Genomic DNA, 22,545 nt, shown 5'->3' on the forward strand with positions numbered 1-22,545 from the left:
ATGTCTTGAAATCCTTGATGTAATAAGGATTAACGTTTTGAAAATTGACTTGCTTTTCTTGCCTTTTTTAACCCTGGTTTTTTACGTTCAACCATACGTGAATCACGAGTAAGTAATCCAGCGCGTTTTAAAGGTGCACGGAAATCAGGATCTACTTCTAATAAAGCACGTGAGATACCATGACGGATAGCGCCGGCTTGACCTGCGTAACCTCCGCCATCAACGTTTACAAATACATCATATGAACCTGTTGTTTCAGTAACGCCAAATGGTTGGTTGATTACTAAACGTAGGTCAGCATGTGGGATATATTCTGCAACGTCTTTTTTATTTACAGTAATTTTACCAGTTCCTGGTACTAAACGTACGCGAGCAACTGCATTTTTACGACGGCCTGTGCCGCTATATTGAACTTGTGCCAATGAATTTCCCTCCTATTAAATTAAGTTTGTGATGTCTAAAACTTCTGGCTGTTGTGCTGCATGTGGATGTTCTGCTCCACCGTAAACATGAAGTTTCATGCCTTGAGCGCGACCTAAAGTGTTTTTAGGAAGCATCCCTTTAACAGAAGTTTCGATCAAACGGCGAGAATTTTTAGCACGCAATTCGCCTGCTGAGACTGATTTTAATCCGCCTGGAAAACCTGAATGACGGTAGTAAATCTTGTCAGTTGCTTTTTTACCTGTCAATTTGATTTTATCCGCATTAATTACAATTACAAAATCACCAGTATCTACATGTGGTGTGAATGTTGGTTTATTTTTACCGCGTAGCATAGATGCAACAACTGTTGAAAGACGTCCTAAAGGAACATCAGTTGCGTCTACTACGTACCATTTACGTTCTACTTCGTTTGGCTTAGCCATATATGTTGTACGCACGTTTTTTTCCTCCAATTTCAATTTCGAATGTTTGACAAACACTTGAGTTTCCGGGGCTCTCATGGGGCAAACAATACCATTTACCATAATACTTGCAAAGCCTTGCCATGTCAATGTTTTTCTCTTTGAAAACGCAAAATATTTTTCATTCTTTTACATTTCTTCTACTATACAAAACGAACCTCAATATACAGTTTAAAATGAATAAAGAAACGTATTTACAAAAAATATTGCATAAATATTTAAAAAGTACTTGCTTTTTGTATTTTACGGTGCTAATATTGCTTCAACACATTAATTAGAATTTAATGAAAAAGCGATAAGGGAGCAATCAGGATGAAAGAAAAAGTGATTTTAGCATACTCAGGTGGTCTGGATACTTCAGTCTCAATCAAATGGCTCGTTGATGAAGGGTACGACGTGATTGCCTGCTGTCTGGATATTGGTGAAGGCCGTGACACTGAGTTTATTAAAAATAAAGCCTTGCAGGTTGGCGCATCTGAATCATATGCCATCGATGCCCGTGAAGAATTCTCGCAAGATTTCGTATTGATCGCGTTGCAAGGAAATACCTACTATGAAAATTCTTACCCATTAGTATCGGCCTTGTCTCGTCCATTGATCTCGAAAAAATTAGTTGAGCTTGCCCACCAAACTGGAGCGACAACGATCGCTCATGGTTGTACTGGTAAAGGAAACGACCAAGTGCGTTTTGAAGTGTCTATCGCAGCGCTTGATCCAAACTTGAAGATCATCGCGCCTGTTCGTGAATGGAAATGGTCTCGGGAAGAAGAAATCAACTATGCGGCTGAAAAAGGCGTGCCGATCCCAGCAGATTTAGATAATCCTTACTCGATCGACCAAAACTTGTGGGGACGTGCCTGCGAATGCGGCGTATTAGAAGATCCATGGGCTACTCCGCCAGCTGGCGCTTATGCCATCACCGCTGAATTAGAAGAAACACCAGATAAACCAACCATCGTTGAGATCACCTTCGAAAAAGGCGTTCCAACTGCTTTAGATGGTGAAGATTTATCTCTAGCGACATTGATCATGAAGCTGAATACGATCGCCGGCGTACACGGCATCGGCAGAATTGACCATATCGAAAATCGTCTGGTTGGGATCAAATCTCGTGAAGTATACGAATGTCCAGGTGCGGAGGTCTTGATGAAGGCTCACAAGGAATTAGAAGATTTGACCTTCGTTCGTGAGATGGCGCATTTCAAACCAGTCATCGAACAGCAATTATGTCAAATGATCTATGATGGTCTATGGTTCAATCCGACAATGGACGCATTGATCGCCTTCTTGAAACAATCACAAGAAGTTGTGAACGGCGTATTACGTGTGAAACTATTCAAAGGCAATGTGATCGTAGAAGGACGTAAGTCTGACAACAGCTTATACAACGAAAACTTGGCGACTTACACATCTGCGGATACCTTCGATCAAGACGCGGCGATCGGCTTCATCAAGCTATGGGGCTTGCCAACAAAGGTAAACGCTGAAGTCCAAGCTGAAAAGAAACAACCAACAGTATAATATAGTAAAGAAAGTGCAAGAGAAACCAGATGTGAGGCGGCTTTTACTTGCCGGTAAATAAGGCCGTCCGGTTTCACATCTTGCCATTGCTCTTAGGAGAGTTTCTTTTCCAGTCAGGAAATAAGGAAACCAGCAATGTTTTCATCCTGAGGTATCTGAAAAGATGCCTCCTCCCTAGCTTAAAAGCTTCACGAACTCACTCAGCTTTTGAGCAATAAGACCAAAATATTTTTAAATGGGTTCTCAAATTTCGAAATGTTTTTGCTTATTGCAGAAAAAGCGAGTTCGTTAAGCTAGATATAAAAAAATGAGGTTGTAACTATACTTCATCGCGAAAAAGACCGACTCGTCGGTCTTTTTTAGCAATAATCTTCTATTAAAGAAAAGTGAGGATAAAACAATGGCAAAATTATGGGGTGGGCGTTTTGATGGAAAAAACGAAGCTTGGATCGACGCATTCGGCGCCTCGATTCCGTTTGACCAGCAGCTAGCTACACAAGATATCACCGGCAGTTTAGCGCATGTTAAAATGCTAGGCGAAACAGGTATTATCACAAAAGAAGAAGCGGAACAAATCACCGCTGGTTTAAAGATATTAGCAGTAAAAGCTGCGAAGGATGAATTAACCTTCACGATTGAAAATGAAGACATTCATCTAAACTTAGAAAAAATGCTCCACGACGAAATCGGACCTGTCGCCGGCAAGCTCCACACCGCCCGCAGCCGAAACGATCAAGTCGCGACCGATATGCATTTATATTTGAAGGAGCACTTAAAGGCAATCATTGAGAAGGTTCAGTATTTTCGTGCGGTCTTGGTCAATAAGGCCGAAGAACATGTCGAAACGATCATGCCCGGCTATACTCACCTGCAGCATGCTCAGCCGATTTCTTTCGGTCATCATTTAATGGCGTATTACGGCATGCTGACGCGTGATCAGGCGCGCTTGGAGGAAAGTATGAAGCGAGTGGACATTTCCGCTCTAGGCTGTGCTGCTTTGGCAGGTACGACTTTCCCAATCGATCGTCAGATGACTGCCGATGAGTTGGGCTTTGCTGATCTGTACATGAACAGTCTTGACGGCGTGAGCGATCGAGACTTTATTCTCGAGTTTTTAAGCAACAGCTCGATCTTGATGATGCATCTCTCGCGTTTCTGTGAAGAAATCATTTTATGGTGTAGTCATGAATTCAAATTTGTTGAATTGACGGATACTTTTTCAACCGGCAGCTCGATCATGCCCCAAAAGAAAAATCCTGATATGGCAGAATTGATCCGCGGAAAATCCGGACGTGTTTTCGGTGATTTGATGGGCTTATTGACCGTCATAAAAGGATTGCCGCTGGCTTATAATAAGGATCTGCAAGAAGACAAGGAAGGCATGTTTGATACGGTTCATACTGTAGCAACTAGCTTGGACATCATGGCAGGTATGATCGATACCATGAAGGTCAATACGCAAATCATGCACGATGCTACTGAAAAAGACTTCTCTAACGCGACTGAACTAGCCGACTATTTGGCAACAAAAGGGATTCCTTTCCGTCAAGCCCACGAAATCGTCGGAAAACTTGTATTGGCTTGTACCCAAAAAGGGATTTATTTGCAAGATGTGCCGTTAGAAGACTATCAAGCCATCAACCCCGTAATTGAAGAAGATATCTATGATACGCTGGCTTCTAAAACGGCGGTAACTCGCCGGCATTCCTTAGGCGGCACCGGCTTCGATCAAGTCAAAAAACAAATTCAACTGGCTAAAACAGAACTATAGCTACAGCTCAAAACAAATTCACTGCAAAAACAGCACTGACAAAGAAGAGGTTGTGACAGAAGTGGTCAGCTTCAAGAAATTTCGGCTTATTTCCGAATGCTAGCTCTGCTTAGTGAAACTTAGCAGTAACTGTATGCGTAGCTTGCGAAGAAGAAGCTGCTTCTGACACACCGTTTGGTCGGAAAAAGGACCTGTGACAAGACTTTTGTCACAGGTCCTTTTCTTATACATTGGTATAAACAGAGGTTGCCGTTTCTTTTAATACGGCATTCAATTCTTCGATGTTTCGCTTGCCTTCTTCCGATAACCAAGCCATCGCTTGCTCTTCACCCTCAGTTACAAAGGACTCCACACCATTGGCCCAAGTTGCCCGGCCGCATAGCACGCCGTTAAAAGTTGAACCTGATTGTTTCGCAAAGCGTAATGTTTCCTGGAACAACTCCGCACTGACACCCGCGCTTAAGAAAATAAACGGCAGCTCGGTTGCTTCTGATTGCTCTTTGAAGTAAGCGGCTGCCTCGGCTTGACTACAGAGGATTTCTTGACCGTACCCTTCAACAAAGTTCATATTTACTGGAACTTCTACCTTCAAAACATCGACCTGATAACGATCTTTCGAAAATTCCCGCATCGCTTCAATCACTTTCCGCGGCTTCACTTTTGCATAGTCTACTGATGTCGCATCGGTAATTTCCGCGTCATAGGAAACGATCTCTAAGAAGAAAGGAATATCTTCCGCTGTACACTCTGAGCCAATTCGTTCCATATAGGCTTGTTTTTGTTCATTGATTTCTTTCGGTTCATCGACATCATAATATAGTAAGAATTTGCAGGCATCCGCACCTGCTTCTTTCAAGCGTTTCACTGACCAATCATTTAGCACATCGGGCAAACGACCAGGAGTTGTTGCATCATAACCGGTTTTTTCATAGGCTAAAAGCAGTCCGCAATCTTTGTCGCGAACGCCAGCCGCCGGCAAGCCATACTCTGGGTCCAGCAGAATTGCGGACGCATAAGGCGTCAATTGTTGAGAAACCAGCTCTTTGAACTTAATCACATCTGCTGTGGTCGCTTCTTTGTATTTGCCGATCATTTTCTTCAAAGCGCCGCGCTGATCAATCGCTAAAGCACCGATGATTCCTTCTTCATTGGTTATTTGATTTAAATAGTTCTTTTTTCCTGCACTGATTGTCTTCATTCATTCTCACCTATTTTTTCGTTTAGTAATGTTGCGATTTCTATCTTCGATTGCGCTGCTTTTAATTGTTCCGTCACTTCGTTTCGCATCAGTAAACGTGCGACTGCGGATAATAATTTCAAATGAGTCGTTCCCGCTTCTGAATCTGGAATAAACAGTGCAATAACAAAGTTGATCAACTGACCGTCTAAGCTGTTCCATTCGATGCCTTGCTCCAGCGTAACAATGATGATGCTTGGTTCGCTGATCGATGGATCTTTCGCATGGGGAATCGCAAAACCGTCCATCATTCCTGTAGTGCCCTCGTTTTCACGTTCGACTAATTTTTGATACACGTGATGTTCATCTGTTGAAATCGCTAAATGCTTGGCTTGTTTGGCCAAAAATTCAAATACTTCTTTTTGGGTAGTCAATGTTTGCTTTAAAAAGATGTTCTCTTCTTGAATAATTTCCATCATGGATTCCTCTCTATTCCGCAACCGCCGATTTGTCTGCTTGTTCGGCATTTGCTTTCTTCTCTTTAGCAGCGACACTGCTCTTTTGGATAAAGCCTAAAATGATGCCGCCCACGATCGAGCCAATCAAAATCGAAAGAACCCATTGGAATTTACCAGTTACGACTGGTAATACCAGGAACCCGCCATGGGGCGCTGGTACTTGGACGCCGAACATGTAGGTTAAGACCGCCGCGATTGATGAGCCTAGCATCATTGTCGGCAATACTCGAATCGGATCTTTTGCGGCAAATGGGATCGCCCCTTCAGTGATATGGGTTGAACCTAAAATGAAGTTGACTAAACCAGCATTGCGGTCATTTGTATCGAAATATTTTCCAAAGAATAAGGTTGCGAATCCTGTAATCAATGGCGGTGCGATACACGCTGCAGAAACACCCGCCATAAAGGTCGTATTTCCTTGCGCCAATAATGCCGTTCCGGTCACATAAGCGGCTTTGTTGATTGGCCCTCCCATATCAAAGGCACACATACAACCAACGATCACGCCTAGAACCAATGGATTTGAATGTTCAAACCCAGCTAAGAAACTCATCATACCTTCATTGACTGCCTTCATCGGTCCTGCCAATAGAGACATCACGACCCCGATAACAGCCACACCAATAACTGGATATAAGAAAATTGCTTTTAGTCCATCCAATTGTTTTGGTAACACATCTAAGATTTTTTGCAAGAATAGAATGAAATACCCCGCTAAGAAACCTGCCAAAATACCGCCTAAGAATCCGGTACCGCCATTCATCGCGACGATCCCGCCGACAAAACCAACGACTAAACCTGGACGTTTCGCGATCCCTTCAGCAATATAAGCCGCCAAAACTGGAACCATCATCCCCATCGCCGCATCTCCAACGGCTTTTAGCATCGCTGCCGTCGAATTGTATTGCGCATTATCTGGATCAAAAGAATAAATGCCCCAAACAGCAAATGAGATCGCGATCAATACCCCGCCGGCCACTACGAAAGGCAGCATGTGAGAAACACCGTTCATCAAATTTTTATAAATGCTGCGGCCAAAACTGCTTTTATTCCCTGTCTCTTGCTCCAAAGCCTCAACTGCTTTATTTTCTGCAGCAATCGACCCTTTTCCTGCTAACGCATCGTCGATCAATCGTTCCGCATCCTTGATCCCCGTGCTAACCGAAACATCGATAATCCGTTTCCCAGCAAAGCGTTCCGGATGAACATCTTTATCTGCCGCAATAATAACGGCATCTGCATTTTTGATCTCTTCGGCTGTTAATTCATTTTCGACTCCGATTTGCCCATGCGTCTCGACTTTGATCGTGACACCCTTTTTCTTCGCCGCTTGTTCTAAAGCCTCTTGCGCCATATAGGTGTGGGCGATCCCTGTCGGACAACCTGTTGCTGCGATTAATTGATAATTTCCCATGTTTTTACCCTCTCTTCTTTGATTTCAATTTGTTTACTTAACTCTTCTACATCCGAAAAATCGGTCAAACCTTTACGAAAAGCCGTCGAACTTCCCGCTGCCAAGCTTTTTCGCAATGTCGTCTCCAGCGGCTGATCAGTCAAATAGCCGGCCAAGAACGTGCCTAATAGCGTATCTCCGGCACAAGCAGTATTGACTACCTTTCCTTTTGGCGAATTTCCTCGAATGATCTTTCCCTGCGTGAAAAAGATGGCGCCGTCTCCGCCAAGTGACAACAACACATTTTGCGCACCCGCTTCCAACAATTGCTGCCCATAAAACAAATAGGCTTCTTCCGTGTCAATCACTTGTCCAAACCAAGATTCCAATTCCTCTTCATTCGGCTTCAGTAAAAACGGCCGATAAGGCAAACAATCCATGACTTCCTGGTAGCTACTGTCAATGATCAAATGAACTCCGCGCTCGTGACAGATCCGACTAATAGCAACAAGAATTTTCGGCTCTACTCCTCGAGGCAAACTTCCTGAGATACAGAGATGATCGCCTGGCTGCAACCCTTTGATTTGATCTAAAAAGGCTTGAACCTTTTCAGGCGGTATTTCTGGTCCCTGATTGACTAGTTTGTATTCCTCCCCTGTTTGATTGACTTGAGTGAACACATTGATGCGAGTCATTCCGGGAACTTCAATAAAATCAGTGCTGATTGTTTTTTCCTGTAAATAATCTTCTATATAGTTCCCTGTAAACCCTGCACGAAATCCTAATGCAGTGGTGGCGACTCCCAGCATTTTTAATACAAGCGAGACATTCACGCCTTTTCCATTTGCTTGGATATCATCATCCTTCGTTCGATTTACTGTAGAAGGATTCATGGTGTCTGTTTCAATAAATAGATCAATCGCTAAATTCATGGTGCATGTATAGATAGACATGAGTGATGACCTCCTTGACCCTATTATGGGACATTCGACACCGAAAAGGTTTTCATGTTTAAGGGATTTTCCTGAAAAGCTTTACATCTTTTCACGAAACATGATACTTTTTAACTAGTGATACATTGAAAGAAGGTTTATGAGGCAATGGAACATAAATTAAGCGACACTGAACAATACCTCTGGGATTTTATTGAAAGTCATATTCTTGAGATCCCTAATTACTCCATCGTCAAACTTAGTGAACTAGCCAATGTTTCGACAGCGACGATCGTTCGTACGATGAAAAAGAAAGGCTACGAAGGATTCACTGCTTTTAAGCATCATTTAAAGGAGCAAGAAAATAAGAACATCAACTTTTCTTCATTAGATAAGGTCGATACAGGCATTCGGCGAGCGATTCTAAAAAATGAGCAAGAGGTCGTTCGAACCATCAACATGATGAAGATTGGAAATATTGAAGACGCGATCCAAAAGATCAAGTTCGCTGAGCGGGTGATTATTTTTGCGCGAGGTTTTTCAGAAATGATCGGTCAGGAAATGATGGTGAAGTTCCAATTGACCGGCAAAAATTGTCAGATGCACACCGATCCGGAGATTATTAAGAATATCAGTCGAAAACTAACGAAGCGCGACATCGTCATTTTTATTTCTCTGAACGGCGAGACGAAGGAACTCGTCATCGCGGCGAAGAACTGTTACGATGCGGAGATTGGTTCGATCCTATTAACAGCGAACAATTCCTCTAGTCTGATGACTTATTGTGAAATTGCTTTGGTTGGTTTCAAATCTGAAGGTTCCTATTTTCCTGATTACGAGGTGCGCTCACGCTTGCCGCTGCAAATCATCGCGAGAATTTTACTCGACTCCTACGCTTTACGTGTCACTGATACTTAATAAATACCTTGTTCCATCAAGAGGAAATATGACTTTTAGGTATAAATAGTCCGTATTGACAACATTCCTCCAGATAAAATAGAAACGGAGTGAAACGATGAATCAAAAACTAAAAGAGAATATTTCAGAATCCTTGTCGGCAGTCCTGCCGATTACAATTACCGTTCTAGTCATTAGTGTGTTTTTAGTTCCGATGGAAATAGGAACATTCGCTATGTTTCTAATGGGAGCCGTCATGCTGATCATTGGGATGGGCTTCTTTCAGCTAGGTGCCGAAATGTCCATGACTCCCCTCGGTGAAGGGATGGGCGTTCAGCTTTCTAAAAGTAAAAAAATCGGCATATTGGCCGCTAGCGTTTTTATTATCGGTGCCGTTATTACTATCGCAGAACCTGATCTGCAAGTATTAGCCGATCAAATGCCCGCCATACCTAGTAATTTATTGATTTGGACTGTCGCGATCGGGGTCGGTATTTGTCTAACAATCGCCGTCTTGCGGATCATGTTCAAAATCAATTTATCTCTCATACTGACAGTGCTGTACGCTATCGTAATCTTACTCTCCTTTTTGACCCCCAATGATTTCGTCCCGGTGGCGTTCGATTCAGGAGGGGCTACCACTGGACCGATCACTGTACCCTTCATTTTGGCTTTAGGGGTCGGTTTAGCTTCCGTTCGAAGTGATAAAAATGCTTCTGACGACAGCTTTGGTTTAGTTGCTATTTCCAGTATCGGCCCGATTTTGGCGGTACTGCTGTTGGGAATTTTCTTTCAACCCACAGATGCTTCTTATACACCGACAGAGTTTCTTAATGTCAGCACTACGCAAGATGTGATGCGTGAGTTCATGCTGGAGCTGCCTCATTTTGCTAAAGAGGTCTTCATCTCCATGCTGCCGATCGCTTTATTATTCTTTGTTTTCCAACTTATCAGCCGCCGTTACCATCACAGGCAATATATCCGGATGATCGTCGGACTTTTTTACACCTATATTGGTCTTGTGCTTTTTCTAACGGGTGTAAGTATTGGCTTTGCTCCGGTGGGCAGCCTGCTTGGCGGTGAACTGGCTGCCAGTAAGTTCAAATGGCTGTTAATACCGATCGGGATGCTGATCGGCTACTTTATTGTAAAAGCCGAACCCGCCATTCAGGTTCTGAACCACCAAGTAGAAAATGTTACCGGCGGGTCGATTTCCGCCTCGTCCATGAATATGTGTCTCTCCATTGGAGTAGCAGTCAGTGTCGGGCTGGCCATGATGCGTTCTATTACTGGGATCAGCATTTATTGGATCATTATCCCCGGCTATCTTATCGCCCTGCTGCTCTCCAGATTTGTCCCTAAAATATTTATCGGGATCGCCTTTGACTCAGGCGGCGTAGCCAGCGGACCCATGACCAGCACATTCCTGCTTCCTCTTTGTATCGGAGTCAGCGAAGCCTTAGGGGGAAATATTATGGCAGATGCGTTCGGCGTAGTGGCACTGGTTGCATTAACACCATTGATCGCCATCCAAATCATGGGGATCGTTTATAAATGGCAAGAAAACAAAGCGGCTCAAAAAGAAGAGTTAGCAATAGAAGAACTTAATGAAATTGAAGAATGGGAGGACGCTGAAGAGGATGCATAATAGACCGGCAGTTCGAATGTTGATTTTGATCATAGACCAGAAAGATAAGAAAAAGGCGCATGCTATTTTTGATGCTCATCATACACCTGTCCAATATTTGTGTATCGGCGAAGGGACCGCCACCAACGAAGTCATGGACTATTTAGGGTTAGGCGTATCAGAAAAAGCGATTTTTATTTGTCCCGTATTAAAGAAATGCGTCCCTGATTTGTTTGCCGCTCTCGGCGAAGGCCTATGCCTTAACAAACCAAACAGAGGGTGTGCATTTACTTTTCCCGTCTCTGGAGCAAGCAGCTATGTCATGAAAATTTTAGATACAGAAATGCATGAATCAATCCAAAAACACATGGAAAGAGAGGAAAAGCAGATGATCCAAGATGCTAAATACAGTTTACTAATGGTGACGATTAACCAAGGATTCAGTGAAGAGGTCATGATCGCTGCCACCGGGGCTGGTGCCGCGGGCGGAACTGTTGTCCATGCTCGCCGTCTGGACTCGCAAGAAACCATGAAAAAATGGGGAATCAGTATTCAACCAGAAAAAGAAATGGTTTATATCTTAGTGGAGCAAGACAAAAAAATGGCGATCATGAAGGCGATCGGCGAACAATGCGGGCTGCTTAGTGAGGCTCAAGGCATCTTGATTTCTATTCCCGTCGACGGCGTGATTGGCTTAACAACGGATACAACTCAACAATAAGTTTTTATAGTGAAAAAAAGAGGCTCTCATCCATCTAAGATGAGAACCTCTTTTTGGTTTAATTAAGCATCAATTTCAGGTGCTTTTCCTAAATGTGCTTGAAGCATCCAAATGCGTTTTTCAGTCGCTGTTTTGAATTCGATAAAGATATCTTGAGTTGGATCATCGCCTTCTTCACCAGTTACTTCGATCCCTTTTTGATAAAGATCTGCTAAGTAACGGTAACCTTCAACAAGTGTCGCTAAGCGTTCTTCCATTGTACGGTCCCAACGGCCTACTTCGTCTGGGATTTTTGTTTGGTCAGCCATTTCACGTAATGTTGAATAAGGAGAACCGTCTAATGTGATTAAACGTTCTGAGATTTCATCCAATTGGTCGTTCACGTCATCCATGAAATCGTCCATCATTGGGTGTAATGTCAAGAAGCCAGGGCCGCGCATATACCAATGTGTTTGGTGGATGACCATGGACATTTGACTCAAGTCTGCAACTAGTTGGTTCAATACTTCTTTTGTTTTTTCGAATTTCATTCCTTCATACCTCCTAATTATTTACTCCACTAAAAGCATAATACAATTATGGCAAAAGCACAAAGAAAATGCTGGGAATTTGCTCGTTTTTCGTATCTTATTGAAAAAGGAGGTGAATATGACATGCCTTTTATTTTCGGAACGATTATCGGATCTTTTTTAAGTGTTGTTTGTACTCGTATCCCTTGAAATGAATCGTTACTCTACCCGCCGTCTCACTGCGATCAATGCAAGCACCCGCTCCGGCCAATCGAAATGATCCCGCTGCTTTCTGCTTTGCGCCAAAGGTTTCATTGTGCCCACTGCCAGCAAAAATTTTCTGCGCGAAGTTTTTGGCTAGAACTTTTTTGCGGCCTTCTTTTTCTGATCTTTTTACAGGATCTTCATTGGATCAATCTTTGGCGTTTGCTGTGGCTGCTGAGCGCACTAGCTTTAGCAGTAATTGATTGGGACTACTTGATTGTAGAGATGCGGATTTTCTTCTCTACAGGGATGATTTTGTTCGTTAGCGGAGCCGTCCTTTTCCAGCTGAATTGGACTCAGCCGTTGATTATTGGCGGGCTATTTTACCTTAGTCAAAAAATTCTCCCAAACAGCTTAGGTCTGGGAGATCTCTGGGTAATCGGGCTATGGAGTTTCTTTTTGTCTGGCTACGAGCTGCTGCAACTCCTCTTCGTTGCTTCACTCAGCGGTTTAGCCTTTTTCGGGTATCACGCGTTGCGTCGACAAGCGCCGGAGCCTTTGCCCTTTGTGCCCTTCTTATTTATCGGGCTTTTATTTTTATTGTTGAAAAATCGTTAAGCGTTCCAATTTTGGCGAATAAATCCGCGGCGACCAGAACCTTCACTATAAGCAGTATAATGTTCAGGATTCTTTCGATAAAAATCCTGATGATAGTCTTCTGCGGGATAAAAAGGCTGAGCTGGTTCGATTGATGTAACGATTGGCGCGTTGAAACGGCCACTAGCTTGCAGTCGTTCTTTCGACGCTTCAGCAGCTTCCTTTTGCTCTGAAGAGGAATAAAAAATCACTGGACGATAAGAATCGCCGCGATCCGCAAACTGGCCAAATGCATCCGTCGGGTCCGTTTGCTGCCAATAAATCTCCACTAATTGCTGATAAGAGATCACCGCTGGATCAAAGGTGATCTCGACTGCTTCAGTATGTCCAGTCGTTCCGCTGCAAACCTCTTCATATGTTGGATTCGGTACCTGTCCTCCGGTATAGCCGGAAACAACCTTTTTGATACCCGGCATCTGATCGAAAGGCTTCACCATACACCAAAAACAGCCGCCGGCAAAAATAGCTTTCTCTTCTGTCATGAAATACGCCCCCTTTTGGTTTCATCATAAACATTTTTAGAAAAATTGAAACGAATCTGCTCATTAGGCAAGAAAGACTTCGCGAACTCGCTCCGTTTATTGCCGATAGGCTAGTTCGTGAAGCCGGACATGGGTATCCTGCTGTTCAGCAGTAAATTTTAAACTTCCCTAATAGCCAAAAAAGAGAGTGCCCCACTTCACGGCCACCCTCTTCTGAACGATTCACTATTGTTAATAATTATCTGGATCAATAGGATACAGAATTTTCCCGTACCCGGTATAGTCATAATGCGTCCCTGCACTGATTTTATCGACATCACTATCATCAAAGAATAATTGATTGTCGTCATCCTCATCTAGATTCGGCAATTTTTTCTTCGTAGGCAAGCCGAGCTGTTTCTTCACGATATTTTGTTCTTCCAATAAATTGTTCAATCCCAATATTTGGAAATAAATATCATTGATCATCTCGCCTTGACCTTCAACTTGCGTCTGCTTGATATTCTCAGCAGCCGGTGTATAATCTTTCGCCACTGTCAGCATCTCACTCCAGCTTAGATCCGTCCGCACATAATCTTCCACTGCATGCAAATATTTTTTATATTTTGTAACTGAATTGACTGAAAGGATTTTATGAACGATCTTAGATAAAATCTCTCGTTGGCGTGCTTGTCGCCCCACATCGCCTTTAGGATCCTCATGACGCATCCGCACATATTCTAAGGCATGTCTGCCATCTAAGGTTTGTTTGCCCTTTTTCACATGTACGCCATCTAATGTAAAAGCGATCTTATTATCAACTTCGATCCCGCCGACAGCATCAACTAAGGTCTTCAATCCCTTCATATTGATCTCAATATAATGATCAACAGGAATATCCATCATTTCTTGGACGGATTCGATCGCCATTTTAGTGCCGCCTAGTGAATAAGCCGCGTTTAATTTATCGTAATACGTATCGCCTTTCGCGACGTAATTATCCTCGTCACCCTTGTATCCAACGATCTGGGTATAAATATCTCGATCCAAACTCGTCATCAAGGTTTGTTTCTTCTTAGGATTGATAGTGACCAGCATCATGGAATCAGAACGTCCCTGATAGGTTCGGCCTTTATCGCCGGTGTCTGTCCCCATCAACAGTATAGAAAAGGGTTCCCCGCTTTCCAGATCAACGGCATCCGATCGCTGACTTTTATAATTGACTTTTTTAGTCATTTTATTGATTGCCTGATCCACATCGTTATTCACTTTCAACAGATAGACGGTAGCAGCTCCGACGAGCAGTACAATAATTCCCACGACAATCAAGATGATTTTCTTTGTTCTGTTCATGTAACACCTCAAAAATTTTTACGTACCTATATAATAGTTTCCGTCATTCTCTCATAAAATATCCTTAGACAATAGTATTTATATCGTCCTCTAAACGAAACTTAATATCTGAACAAAGCGACTGCTGTCATTTACCAGATACCTTCTTATAATAGCGCGAAAATAAAAAGACCACAAGATTCTTTTGAACCTTGTGGTCTTCGTACTAACTATATCGGACTTTGTCAACGAGCTTTTTTTGCAATAAGCGACATTCATTCGAACGTTGAAAAACAGTTTGAACAAGTTTCATCTTATTGCTCAAAAGCTGAGCGTGTTCGTAAAGCCTTTAAATTTAGTTTAATGGATTGTTCAAAGCGTCTTCAGCAGCCATTTGCGCTTCAATATCAGAGATACTGTAGACATTTTCGCTTGCTACGACAACTTCTTTTGGTTCCATGTTACGGTAAGTCGCCATACCTGTACCAGCAGGGATGATCTTACCGATGATAACATTTTCCTTCAATCCAAGTAATGGATCTTTCTTACCGCGGATCGCAGCATCGGTCAAGACACGTGTTGTCTCTTGGAATGATGCGGCAGATAAGAAGCTGTTCGTTTCCAATGACGCTTTAGTGATACCAAGCAAAACTGGACGAGATGTCGCAGGTGTTCCACCAGCAACCAATGTATTGTAGTTTTGGTCTTTGAAGTCAGCGATATCAAGCAATGTACCTGGCAAGATATCTGTGTCGCCTGGGTCCATAACGCGGACTTTACGCAACATTTGACGAACCATAACTTCAATATGTTTGTCACCGATTTCTACCCCTTGCATCCGGTAAACACGTTGAACTTCACGTAACAAGTACGTTTCAACAGAGATTACATCGCGCACTTGCAATAAGTGTTTAGGATCAATTGAACCTTCTGTTAATTGTTCTCCACGATGGATCATATCGCCTTCAACGACTTTCATACGTGCTGTATAAGGAACAGTGTAGGTACGCGTATCCGTTTCACCTTTGACCGTAACTTCTTTCACACGAGTCGCAGCATCTTCTGCGATTTCAACAACTTCACCTGTAACTTCAGTAATAACAGCCAACCCTTTAGGATTACGTGCTTCGAAGATTTCTTGGACACGAGGAAGACCTTGTGTGATATCATCTCCGGCAACCCCGCCGGTATGGAATGTACGCATGGTTAACTGAGTACCAGGTTCACCGATTGATTGGGCAGCGATCGTACCAACTGCTTCGCCGACTTCAACGTCGTCGCCAGTTGCCAAGTTGCGGCCGTAACAATGTTTACATACACCGTGTTTTGTATTACATGTGAATACTGAGCGGATCGTCAATTTCTCAACACCAGCGTCAATGAGACGTTTTGCGTCTGATTCACTGATCAATGCATCAGCCGGCAACAGAACTTCACCTGTTTCAGGATGCAATACTGATTTTTGTGTATAACGTCCAACTAGACGTTCTTCTAGTGATTCAATGATTTCATTACCTTCGCGAATCGCAGAGATTTCTAAACCGCGGTCAGTGCCGCAATCTTCTTCACGTACGATAACATCTTGGGCAACGTCAACCAAACGACGAGTTAAGTAACCTGAATCGGCTGTCTTCAAGGCTGTATCGGTCATCCCTTTACGGGCTCCGTGAGTCGAGATAAACATTTCCAAGACAGATAGACCTTCACGGAAGTTCGAGATGATCGGCAATTCCATGATTTGTCCATTCGGAGCGGCCATCAGTCCACGCATACCAGCAAGCTGAGTAAAGTTGGAGATGTTACCACGGGCTCCAGAATCAGACATCATGAAGATTGGGTTCTTCGCATCTAATGATTCCATTAGTCGTTGTTGAATTTCATCTTTAGCGGCATTCCAAACAGCAATAACACGTTCATAACGTTCGTCATCCGTGATCAAACCACGACGGAATTGCTTCGTGATCGTGCCAACTTGTTTGTGGGCATTGTCGATGATTTCTTGTTTTTCTGCTAGCGCCATGATATCGGCGATACCAACGGTCATACCAGCGTGTGTTGAGTGTTTGTACCCTAAGTCTTTCATTCGGTCAAGCATCATTGACGTATCAGTGACTTTGAAACGTTTGAAGACTTCAGCGATGATATTTCCAAGATTTTTCTTCTTAAATGGCAAGATAATTTCTTGTTCTTTGATCGCTGCAGGAATATCTGCACCTTTTTCGACAAAGTATTTGTCAGGTGTATATTGTGTTAAGTTGAAATCGGTTGGTTCATTCAAGTAAGGGAATTCTTGCGGCATGATCTCGTTGAAAATAATTTTCCCAACAGTCGTGATCAGCATGCGTTCTTTTTGTTCTTCAGTGAATGGTTTGTCGCCTAATGTATTAGGATCAACAGCCACACGTGAGTGCAAGTGAACGTAGCCATTACGCCATGCTAAAACAGCTTCATTCATGTCACGGAAGATCATTCCTTCACCTTCACGGCCTTCTTCTTCCATTGTTAGGTAATAGTTACCTAAGACCATATCTTGAGACGGTGTAACAACTGGTTTGCCATCTTTCGGGTTCAAGATGTGCGTCGCAGCCAGCATCAACATACGAGCTTCCGCTTGTGCTTCTTCACCTAATGGTAAATGCACGGCCATTTGGTCTCCATCGAAATCGGCATTGTAGGCTTCACACACTAGTGGGTGAAGACGAATCGCACGACCTTCAACTAAGATAGGTTCAAATGCTTGGATACCAAGTCTGTGCAATGTAGGTGCCCGGTTAAGTAAAACTGGGTGTTCTCTGATAACTTCTTCTAAGACATCCCATACAACATCTTCTTGACGTTCGATTTTACGTTTAGCATTTTTGATATTTGAAGCAATTTCACGTTGAACAAGTTCTTTCATAACGAAAGGTTTGAACAATTCGATCGCCATTTCTTTTGGCAAACCACATTGATACATCTTCAAGAACGGTCCAACAACGATAACGGAACGGGCAGAGTAATCGACACGTTTACCCAGCAAGTTTTGACGGAAACGACCTTGTTTCCCTTTCAACATGTGAGATAAAGATTTCAATGGACGGTTACCTGGTCCAGTTACTGGACGACCGCGACGACCATTATCGATTAATGCATCGACCGCTTCTTGCAGCATCCGTTTTTCATTTTGGACAATGATATTCGGTGCGTTCAAGTCCAACAACCGTTTCAAACGGTTGTTACGGTTGATTACACGACGGTACAAATCATTCAAGTCACTCGTTGCAAAACGGCCACCTTCTAATTGAACCATCGGACGTAAATCTGGCGGAATAACGGGAATAACATCCATAACCATCCAGCCTGGCAAGTTGCCAGAAGAACGGAAGGCTTCTAGAACGTCTAAACGACGGATTGCTCGCGTACGTTTTTGTCCTTGAGCTGTTTTCAACTCTTCTTTTAATTCGGTTGATTCGCCATCTAAATCAACGTGATCTAATAATTGTTTGATCGCTTCGGCACCCATTGCCGCATGGAATTCTTGACCGTATTGATCCCGTTTTTCACGGTATTCACGTTCAGTCAATAATTGTTTTTTCTCTAGGCTCGTATTGCCTGGATCGATTACGACATAAGATGCAAAGTAGATGATTTCTTCTAACGCACGAGGACTCATGTCTAACACAAGACCCATTCGAGAAGGAATTCCTTTGAAGTACCAAATATGTGTGACAGGTGCTGCTAATTCGATATGACCCATCCGTTCACGACGAACTTTCGAACGTGTTACTTCAACACCACAACGGTCGCAGACGATTCCTTTATAACGGATCCGTTTGTATTTTCCACAGGCACATTCCCAGTCTTTGGTTGGCCCAAAAATTCTTTCATCGAATAGCCCTTCACGTTCAGGTTTCAATGTACGATAGTTAATGGTTTCCGGTTTTTTTACCTCACCGTATGACCAGCTTCTGATTTTTTCAGGAGAAGCCAAACCTATTTGCATACTTTCGAATTTATTTACATCGATCAAAAGGGTTTCCCTCCATTTCATTTTATCGTAAGTCAGCTAGGGAACTAGCTGACTTACGTATGCATAAACGGTGTTCCAGAAGTAGCTTCTTCAGAGATAAGCCGAAATTTCATAAATTTGAGAATCAATTCTTTGAAATTCTTTCTTATTTCTTGAAACTGAACACTTCTGGCACTACCTCTTCAGACAAGTGCGGCTCTTATAAGTCTTCAGCAGTTTCGATTTCTTGGATTAAATCAGATTTTTGTTCGGCTTTTTCAGCAGCTGCTTGTTCTTCGACTTGTTTTGCAGATTGTTGTTGCTCTGCATATTTTGTCAACGCGTCAACTGTGATCAAGTCGTCATCATCATCATCCATGTCTCGCAACTCGATTTCCTTGTCATTGATATCTAAGACTTGCATATCTAAACCAAGAGCTTGTAATTCCTTCACTAATACACGGAAAGATTCAGGCACGCCTGGTTTCGGAATAGGTTCACCTTTGACGATGGCTTCGTAAGTTTTCACACGACCAACCACATCATCTGATTTGTAAGTCAAGATTTCTTGTAATGTATAGGCAGCACCATATGCTTCCAGTGCCCAAACTTCCATTTCCCCGAAACGTTGTCCACCAAATTGAGCTTTACCACCCAATGGTTGTTGCGTAACAAGAGAGTAAGGTCCGATTGAACGAGCATGCAATTTATCATCGACCATATGGGCCAATTTAATCATGTACATTACCCCAACGGAAATACGGTTATCGAATGGTTCACCTGTACGTCCATCATAAAGGACAGTCTTAGCGTCTGCCGCCATACGAGATTCACGTACTGTTTCCCAAACATCGCTATCCTGCGCGCCATCGAATACTGGTGTCGCCACATGGATACCTAGTTGACGAGCAGCCATCCCTAAGTGCAATTCCAATACTTGCCCAATGTTCATACGAGATGGAACCCCTAATGGATTCAACATGACATCTACTGGTGTACCATCTGGCAGATACGGCATGTCCTCTTCAGGCATGATCCGAGAAACGACCCCTTTATTTCCGTGACGGCCGGCCATTTTATCCCCTTCATGAATCTTACGTTTTTGCACGATGTAGACGCGCACTAACATATTCACACCTGGAGATAATTCATCGCCTGCTTCTCGGGTAAAGATCTTCACATCATGAACGATTCCGCCGCCGCCGTGAGGCACACGTAGAGAAGTATCACGAACTTCACGAGCTTTTTCACCAAAGATCGCATGCAATAAACGTTCTTCAGCAGATAGTTCAGTTACCCCTTTAGGAGTGACTTTACCTACTAATAAATCACCATCATGAACTTCAGCACCAATGCGGATAATCCCCATTTCGTCTAAGTTCTTCAAGGCGTCTTCACCAACGTTCGGGATTTCGCGCGTGATTTCTTCAGGTCCTAATTTTGTATCACGTGCTTCTGATTCATATTCTTCAATATGAATTGACGTGTAGACATCATCTTTTACCAAACGACGGCTCATGATGATGGCATCTTCATAGTTATACCCTTCCCAAGTCATGAAGGCTACGACCACGTTTTGACCTAATGCTAATTCACCATTTTCCATTGAAGGTCCGTCAGCTAAGATATCACCGACTTCAACTTGTTCACCTAAACCAACTAAAGGACGTTGGTTGTAGCTGGTTCCTGAGTTTGAACGACGGAATTTAGTGATGTCATATTTATCTAATGCGCCATTGTCGCGACGAACACGTACTTCGTGAGCATCTACGAATTCAACGACACCATCGTTTTTACATAATAAGGCGGCACCTGAGTCATGAGCGGCTTTATATTCCATACCAGTACCAACCCATGGAGAACGAGGTTGGATCAATGGTACTGCTTGACGCTGCATGTTGGCACCCATCAAGGCACGGTTGGAGTCATCGTTTTCCAAGAACGGGATACAAGCTGTTGCGACTGCGACAACCTGTTTCGGTGACACGTCCATGTAGTCCACTTTATCAATCGTAACTTCCAAGTTTTCAGAAGTAGCACGAGCCATAACGACTTCTTCGACGAATGTTCCATCATCGTTTAACTTGCTGTTCGCTTGGGCAACAACATAATGGTCCTCGATGTCAGCTGTTAAGTAATCAATTTTATCCGTTACTCGACCAGTTGAACGATCCACACGACGATAAGGTGTTTCGATGAAGCCAAATTTGTTGACCTTCGCATATGAAGCCAAGCTGTTGATCAACCCGATGTTTGGACCTTCGGGGGTTTCAATCGGACACATACGGCCATAGTGAGAATAGTGAACGTCGCGGACTTCATAGCCGGCACGATCACGAGTCAAACCACCAGGTCCTAAGGCAGATAGACGACGTTTATGGGTCAACTCCCCTAGTGGGTTCGTTTGGTCCATGAACTGTGACAACTGAGAAGAACCGAAGAATTCTTTGATGCTGGCAACAACTGGACGAATATTGATCAATTGTTGCGGCGTCAATGTTTCTTGATCTTGGATTGACATACGTTCGCGAACGACACGTTCCATCCGAGCTAATCCGATACGGAATTGATTCTGTAATAATTCACCAACTGAACGGATACGACGATTTCCTAAGTGGTCGATATCATCAACATTGCCGATACCTTCCATTAAGTTTAAGAAATAACTCATTGAAGCAATGATATCCGCTGGACGAACCGTACGTACAGAAGAATCAGGATAAGCATTGCCGATCACCGTTACTTCACGTTCTGGATCTTTTGGCGAAAAGACTTTGATAACTTGAACAGTCATTGGATCAGTAACAACCGCATCTTCTGATGGGTAATAAGTCACTGAATTCAAGCCGTTTTCTAAGCGTGGTCCTAAATCTTCCATCACTTGATGAGTTAAAACGGTACCTTTTTCAACGATAATCTCGCCTGTTTCAGCGTCCACCAATGTTTCGGCTAAAGTCAGGTTCAATAGACGTGTTTTAAGGTCTAATTTTTTATTTACTTTGTAACGACCAACATTTGCCAAGTCATAACGTTTTGGATCAAAGAAACGAGCTGTTAACAAGCTACGAGAGCTGTCAGCCGTTTTAGGTTCGCCCGGACGTAAACGTTCGTATACATCTTTCAAACCTTCTTCCGTACGAGAATCACTTGGGTTTTTGTGCAAGTCTTTCTCGATCGTGTTACGCAATGATTCGCTTTCTCCTAAAATCTCGAAGATTGTATCATCTGAACCAAAACCTAATGCACGAACTAACGTGGTTAAAGGAATCTTACGCGTACGGTCGATCCGCACATAAGAAATATCTTTCGCATCTGTTTCCATTTCCAACCATGCGCCACGGTTAGGAATCACAGTTGAACCGAAGCCTTCTTTTCCGTTTTTATCCACTTTTCCATGGAAATAAACGCCCGGAGAACGAACCAATTGAGATACAATAACCCGTTCAGCTCCGTTGATAATAAAGGTTCCTTGTTCAGTCATTAATGGGAAATCACCAAAGAATACTTCTTGGGATTTGATTTCACCAGTTTCGCGGTTTACTAGTCGTAAGACAACATGCAATGGTGCAGAATAGTTTGCATCGTGTGAACGAGCCTCTGCAACCGTGTATTTAGGTTCTTTCAATTCATAGTCAACAAATTCAAGTGACAAGTTTCCATTAAAGTCTTCAATTGGCAAAATGTCTTCAAACATTTCTCGTAAGCCCTCATCTAAGAACCATTGATAAGAATCTGTTTGAATTTCGATCAAATTCGGTAATTCCAACACTTCACTGATTTGTGCGAAGCTTCTACGTTCTCGGTGTTTTCCGTATTTCACTACGTGTCCAGCCAAGTTCTTCACCCCTCTTAAAAGTTTGAAAACCGATCCGAAGATTAATTACATTTGTGTTACAAAAATTAAATTAACGTAACACCCGACATTTTTTGCG

General features: G+C 43.0%; 16 protein-coding genes and 1 pseudogene. 6 read left to right on the forward strand and 11 right to left on the reverse strand.

Annotation, left to right across the window (positions count from 1 at the left end):
• Positions 1-29: 29 nt before the first annotated feature.
• A complete protein-coding gene (rpsI, locus tag IGI38_RS23325) occupies positions 30-422 on the reverse strand; it encodes a 30S ribosomal protein S9 (RefSeq protein WP_010741373.1) in 393 nt (130 codons plus the stop codon).
• 15 nt (positions 423-437) lie between these two features.
• Complete coding sequence (rplM, locus tag IGI38_RS23330; protein ID WP_438734392.1) at positions 438-866, reverse strand: 50S ribosomal protein L13; 429 nt, start codon at positions 864-866, stop codon at positions 438-440.
• 351 nt (positions 867-1,217) lie between these two features.
• On the opposite strand from rplM, the gene IGI38_RS23335 reads away from it, so the two are divergent.
• Together IGI38_RS23335 and argH are read left to right on the forward strand one after the other, a co-directional pair.
• Positions 1,218-2,426, forward strand: a complete 1,209-nt coding sequence (locus IGI38_RS23335) for an argininosuccinate synthase (protein ID WP_438734350.1) — start codon at positions 1,218-1,220, stop codon at positions 2,424-2,426.
• Positions 2,427-2,826: 400 nt separating this feature from the next.
• Positions 2,827-4,197, forward strand: coding sequence for an argininosuccinate lyase (gene argH, locus IGI38_RS23340; protein WP_438734352.1), 1,371 nt, complete (start codon positions 2,827-2,829; stop codon positions 4,195-4,197).
• A gap of 223 nt (positions 4,198-4,420) precedes the next feature.
• Here argH and lacD read toward each other — a convergent pair whose 3' ends face one another.
• From lacD to pfkB, 4 genes are read right to left on the reverse strand one after another with little or no spacing between them, the layout of a single operon-like run.
• On the reverse strand, positions 4,421-5,395 hold the full coding sequence (gene lacD / locus IGI38_RS23345) for a tagatose-bisphosphate aldolase (RefSeq protein WP_438734354.1): 975 nt from the start codon (positions 5,393-5,395) through the stop codon (positions 4,421-4,423).
• Positions 5,392-5,850, reverse strand: coding sequence for a fructose PTS transporter subunit IIA (locus IGI38_RS23350; protein ID WP_438734393.1), 459 nt, complete (start codon positions 5,848-5,850; stop codon positions 5,392-5,394). Before IGI38_RS23350 ends, lacD begins: the two co-directional genes overlap by 4 nt.
• A 13-nt stretch (positions 5,851-5,863) precedes the next feature.
• Positions 5,864-7,306, reverse strand: a complete 1,443-nt coding sequence (locus IGI38_RS23355; RefSeq protein ID WP_438734355.1) for a PTS fructose transporter subunit IIC — start codon at positions 7,304-7,306, stop codon at positions 5,864-5,866.
• Complete coding sequence (gene pfkB, locus IGI38_RS23360) at positions 7,288-8,238, reverse strand: 1-phosphofructokinase (RefSeq protein ID WP_438734357.1); 951 nt, start codon at positions 8,236-8,238, stop codon at positions 7,288-7,290. Before pfkB ends, IGI38_RS23355 begins: the two co-directional genes overlap by 19 nt.
• A 147-nt stretch (positions 8,239-8,385) precedes the next feature.
• Between pfkB and IGI38_RS23365 the strand changes: the two genes are divergently transcribed.
• The 3 genes from IGI38_RS23365 to IGI38_RS23375 all read left to right on the forward strand — a co-directional run bounded on the left by IGI38_RS23365 (position 8,386) and on the right by IGI38_RS23375 (position 11,462).
• Positions 8,386-9,135: a MurR/RpiR family transcriptional regulator gene (locus IGI38_RS23365; RefSeq protein WP_137609646.1), complete on the forward strand. Its 750-nt coding sequence runs from the start codon at positions 8,386-8,388 to the stop codon at positions 9,133-9,135.
• Positions 9,136-9,232: 97 nt separating this feature from the next.
• Positions 9,233-10,762 (forward strand): DUF1538 domain-containing protein, encoded by a 1,530-nt coding sequence (locus IGI38_RS23370; protein ID WP_438734358.1) that lies wholly within the window; start codon positions 9,233-9,235, stop codon positions 10,760-10,762.
• Positions 10,755-11,462 (forward strand): transposase, encoded by a 708-nt coding sequence (locus IGI38_RS23375; protein ID WP_438734360.1) that lies wholly within the window; start codon positions 10,755-10,757, stop codon positions 11,460-11,462. The genes IGI38_RS23370 and IGI38_RS23375 overlap by 8 nt, the downstream gene beginning before the upstream one ends.
• A gap of 62 nt (positions 11,463-11,524) precedes the next feature.
• Here IGI38_RS23375 and IGI38_RS23380 read toward each other — a convergent pair whose 3' ends face one another.
• Complete coding sequence (locus tag IGI38_RS23380; protein ID WP_438734362.1) at positions 11,525-11,992, reverse strand: Dps family protein; 468 nt, start codon at positions 11,990-11,992, stop codon at positions 11,525-11,527.
• A 204-nt stretch (positions 11,993-12,196) separates the two neighbouring features.
• Here IGI38_RS23380 and IGI38_RS23385 point away from each other — a divergent pair.
• A pseudogene (locus tag IGI38_RS23385) lies at positions 12,197-12,793 on the forward strand (prepilin peptidase); the annotation flags it as partial.
• On the opposite strand, the gene msrA reads toward IGI38_RS23385, so the two are convergent.
• The 4 genes from msrA to rpoB form a co-directional block, all read right to left on the reverse strand.
• Positions 12,790-13,314 (reverse strand): peptide-methionine (S)-S-oxide reductase MsrA, encoded by a 525-nt coding sequence (gene msrA, locus IGI38_RS23390; RefSeq protein ID WP_438734364.1) that lies wholly within the window; start codon positions 13,312-13,314, stop codon positions 12,790-12,792. The pseudogene IGI38_RS23385 and the gene msrA sit on opposite strands and share 4 nt — an antisense overlap.
• Positions 13,315-13,545: 231 nt before the next feature.
• On the reverse strand, positions 13,546-14,646 hold the full coding sequence (locus IGI38_RS23395) for an LCP family glycopolymer transferase (protein ID WP_438734366.1): 1,101 nt from the start codon (positions 14,644-14,646) through the stop codon (positions 13,546-13,548).
• A 334-nt stretch (positions 14,647-14,980) separates the two neighbouring features.
• Entirely contained in the window at positions 14,981-18,634 is a 3,654-nt protein-coding gene (rpoC, locus tag IGI38_RS23400; protein WP_438734368.1) for a DNA-directed RNA polymerase subunit beta', read from the reverse strand.
• 199 nt (positions 18,635-18,833) lie between these two features.
• Entirely contained in the window at positions 18,834-22,448 is a 3,615-nt protein-coding gene (rpoB, locus tag IGI38_RS23405) for a DNA-directed RNA polymerase subunit beta (protein ID WP_438734369.1), read from the reverse strand.
• Positions 22,449-22,545: the final 97 nt, after the last annotated feature.

Origin of the sequence: Enterococcus sp. AZ128 (genome assembly GCF_051714485.1) — a bacterium.
Classification (GTDB): Bacteria; Bacillota; Bacilli; order Lactobacillales; family Enterococcaceae; genus Enterococcus_A.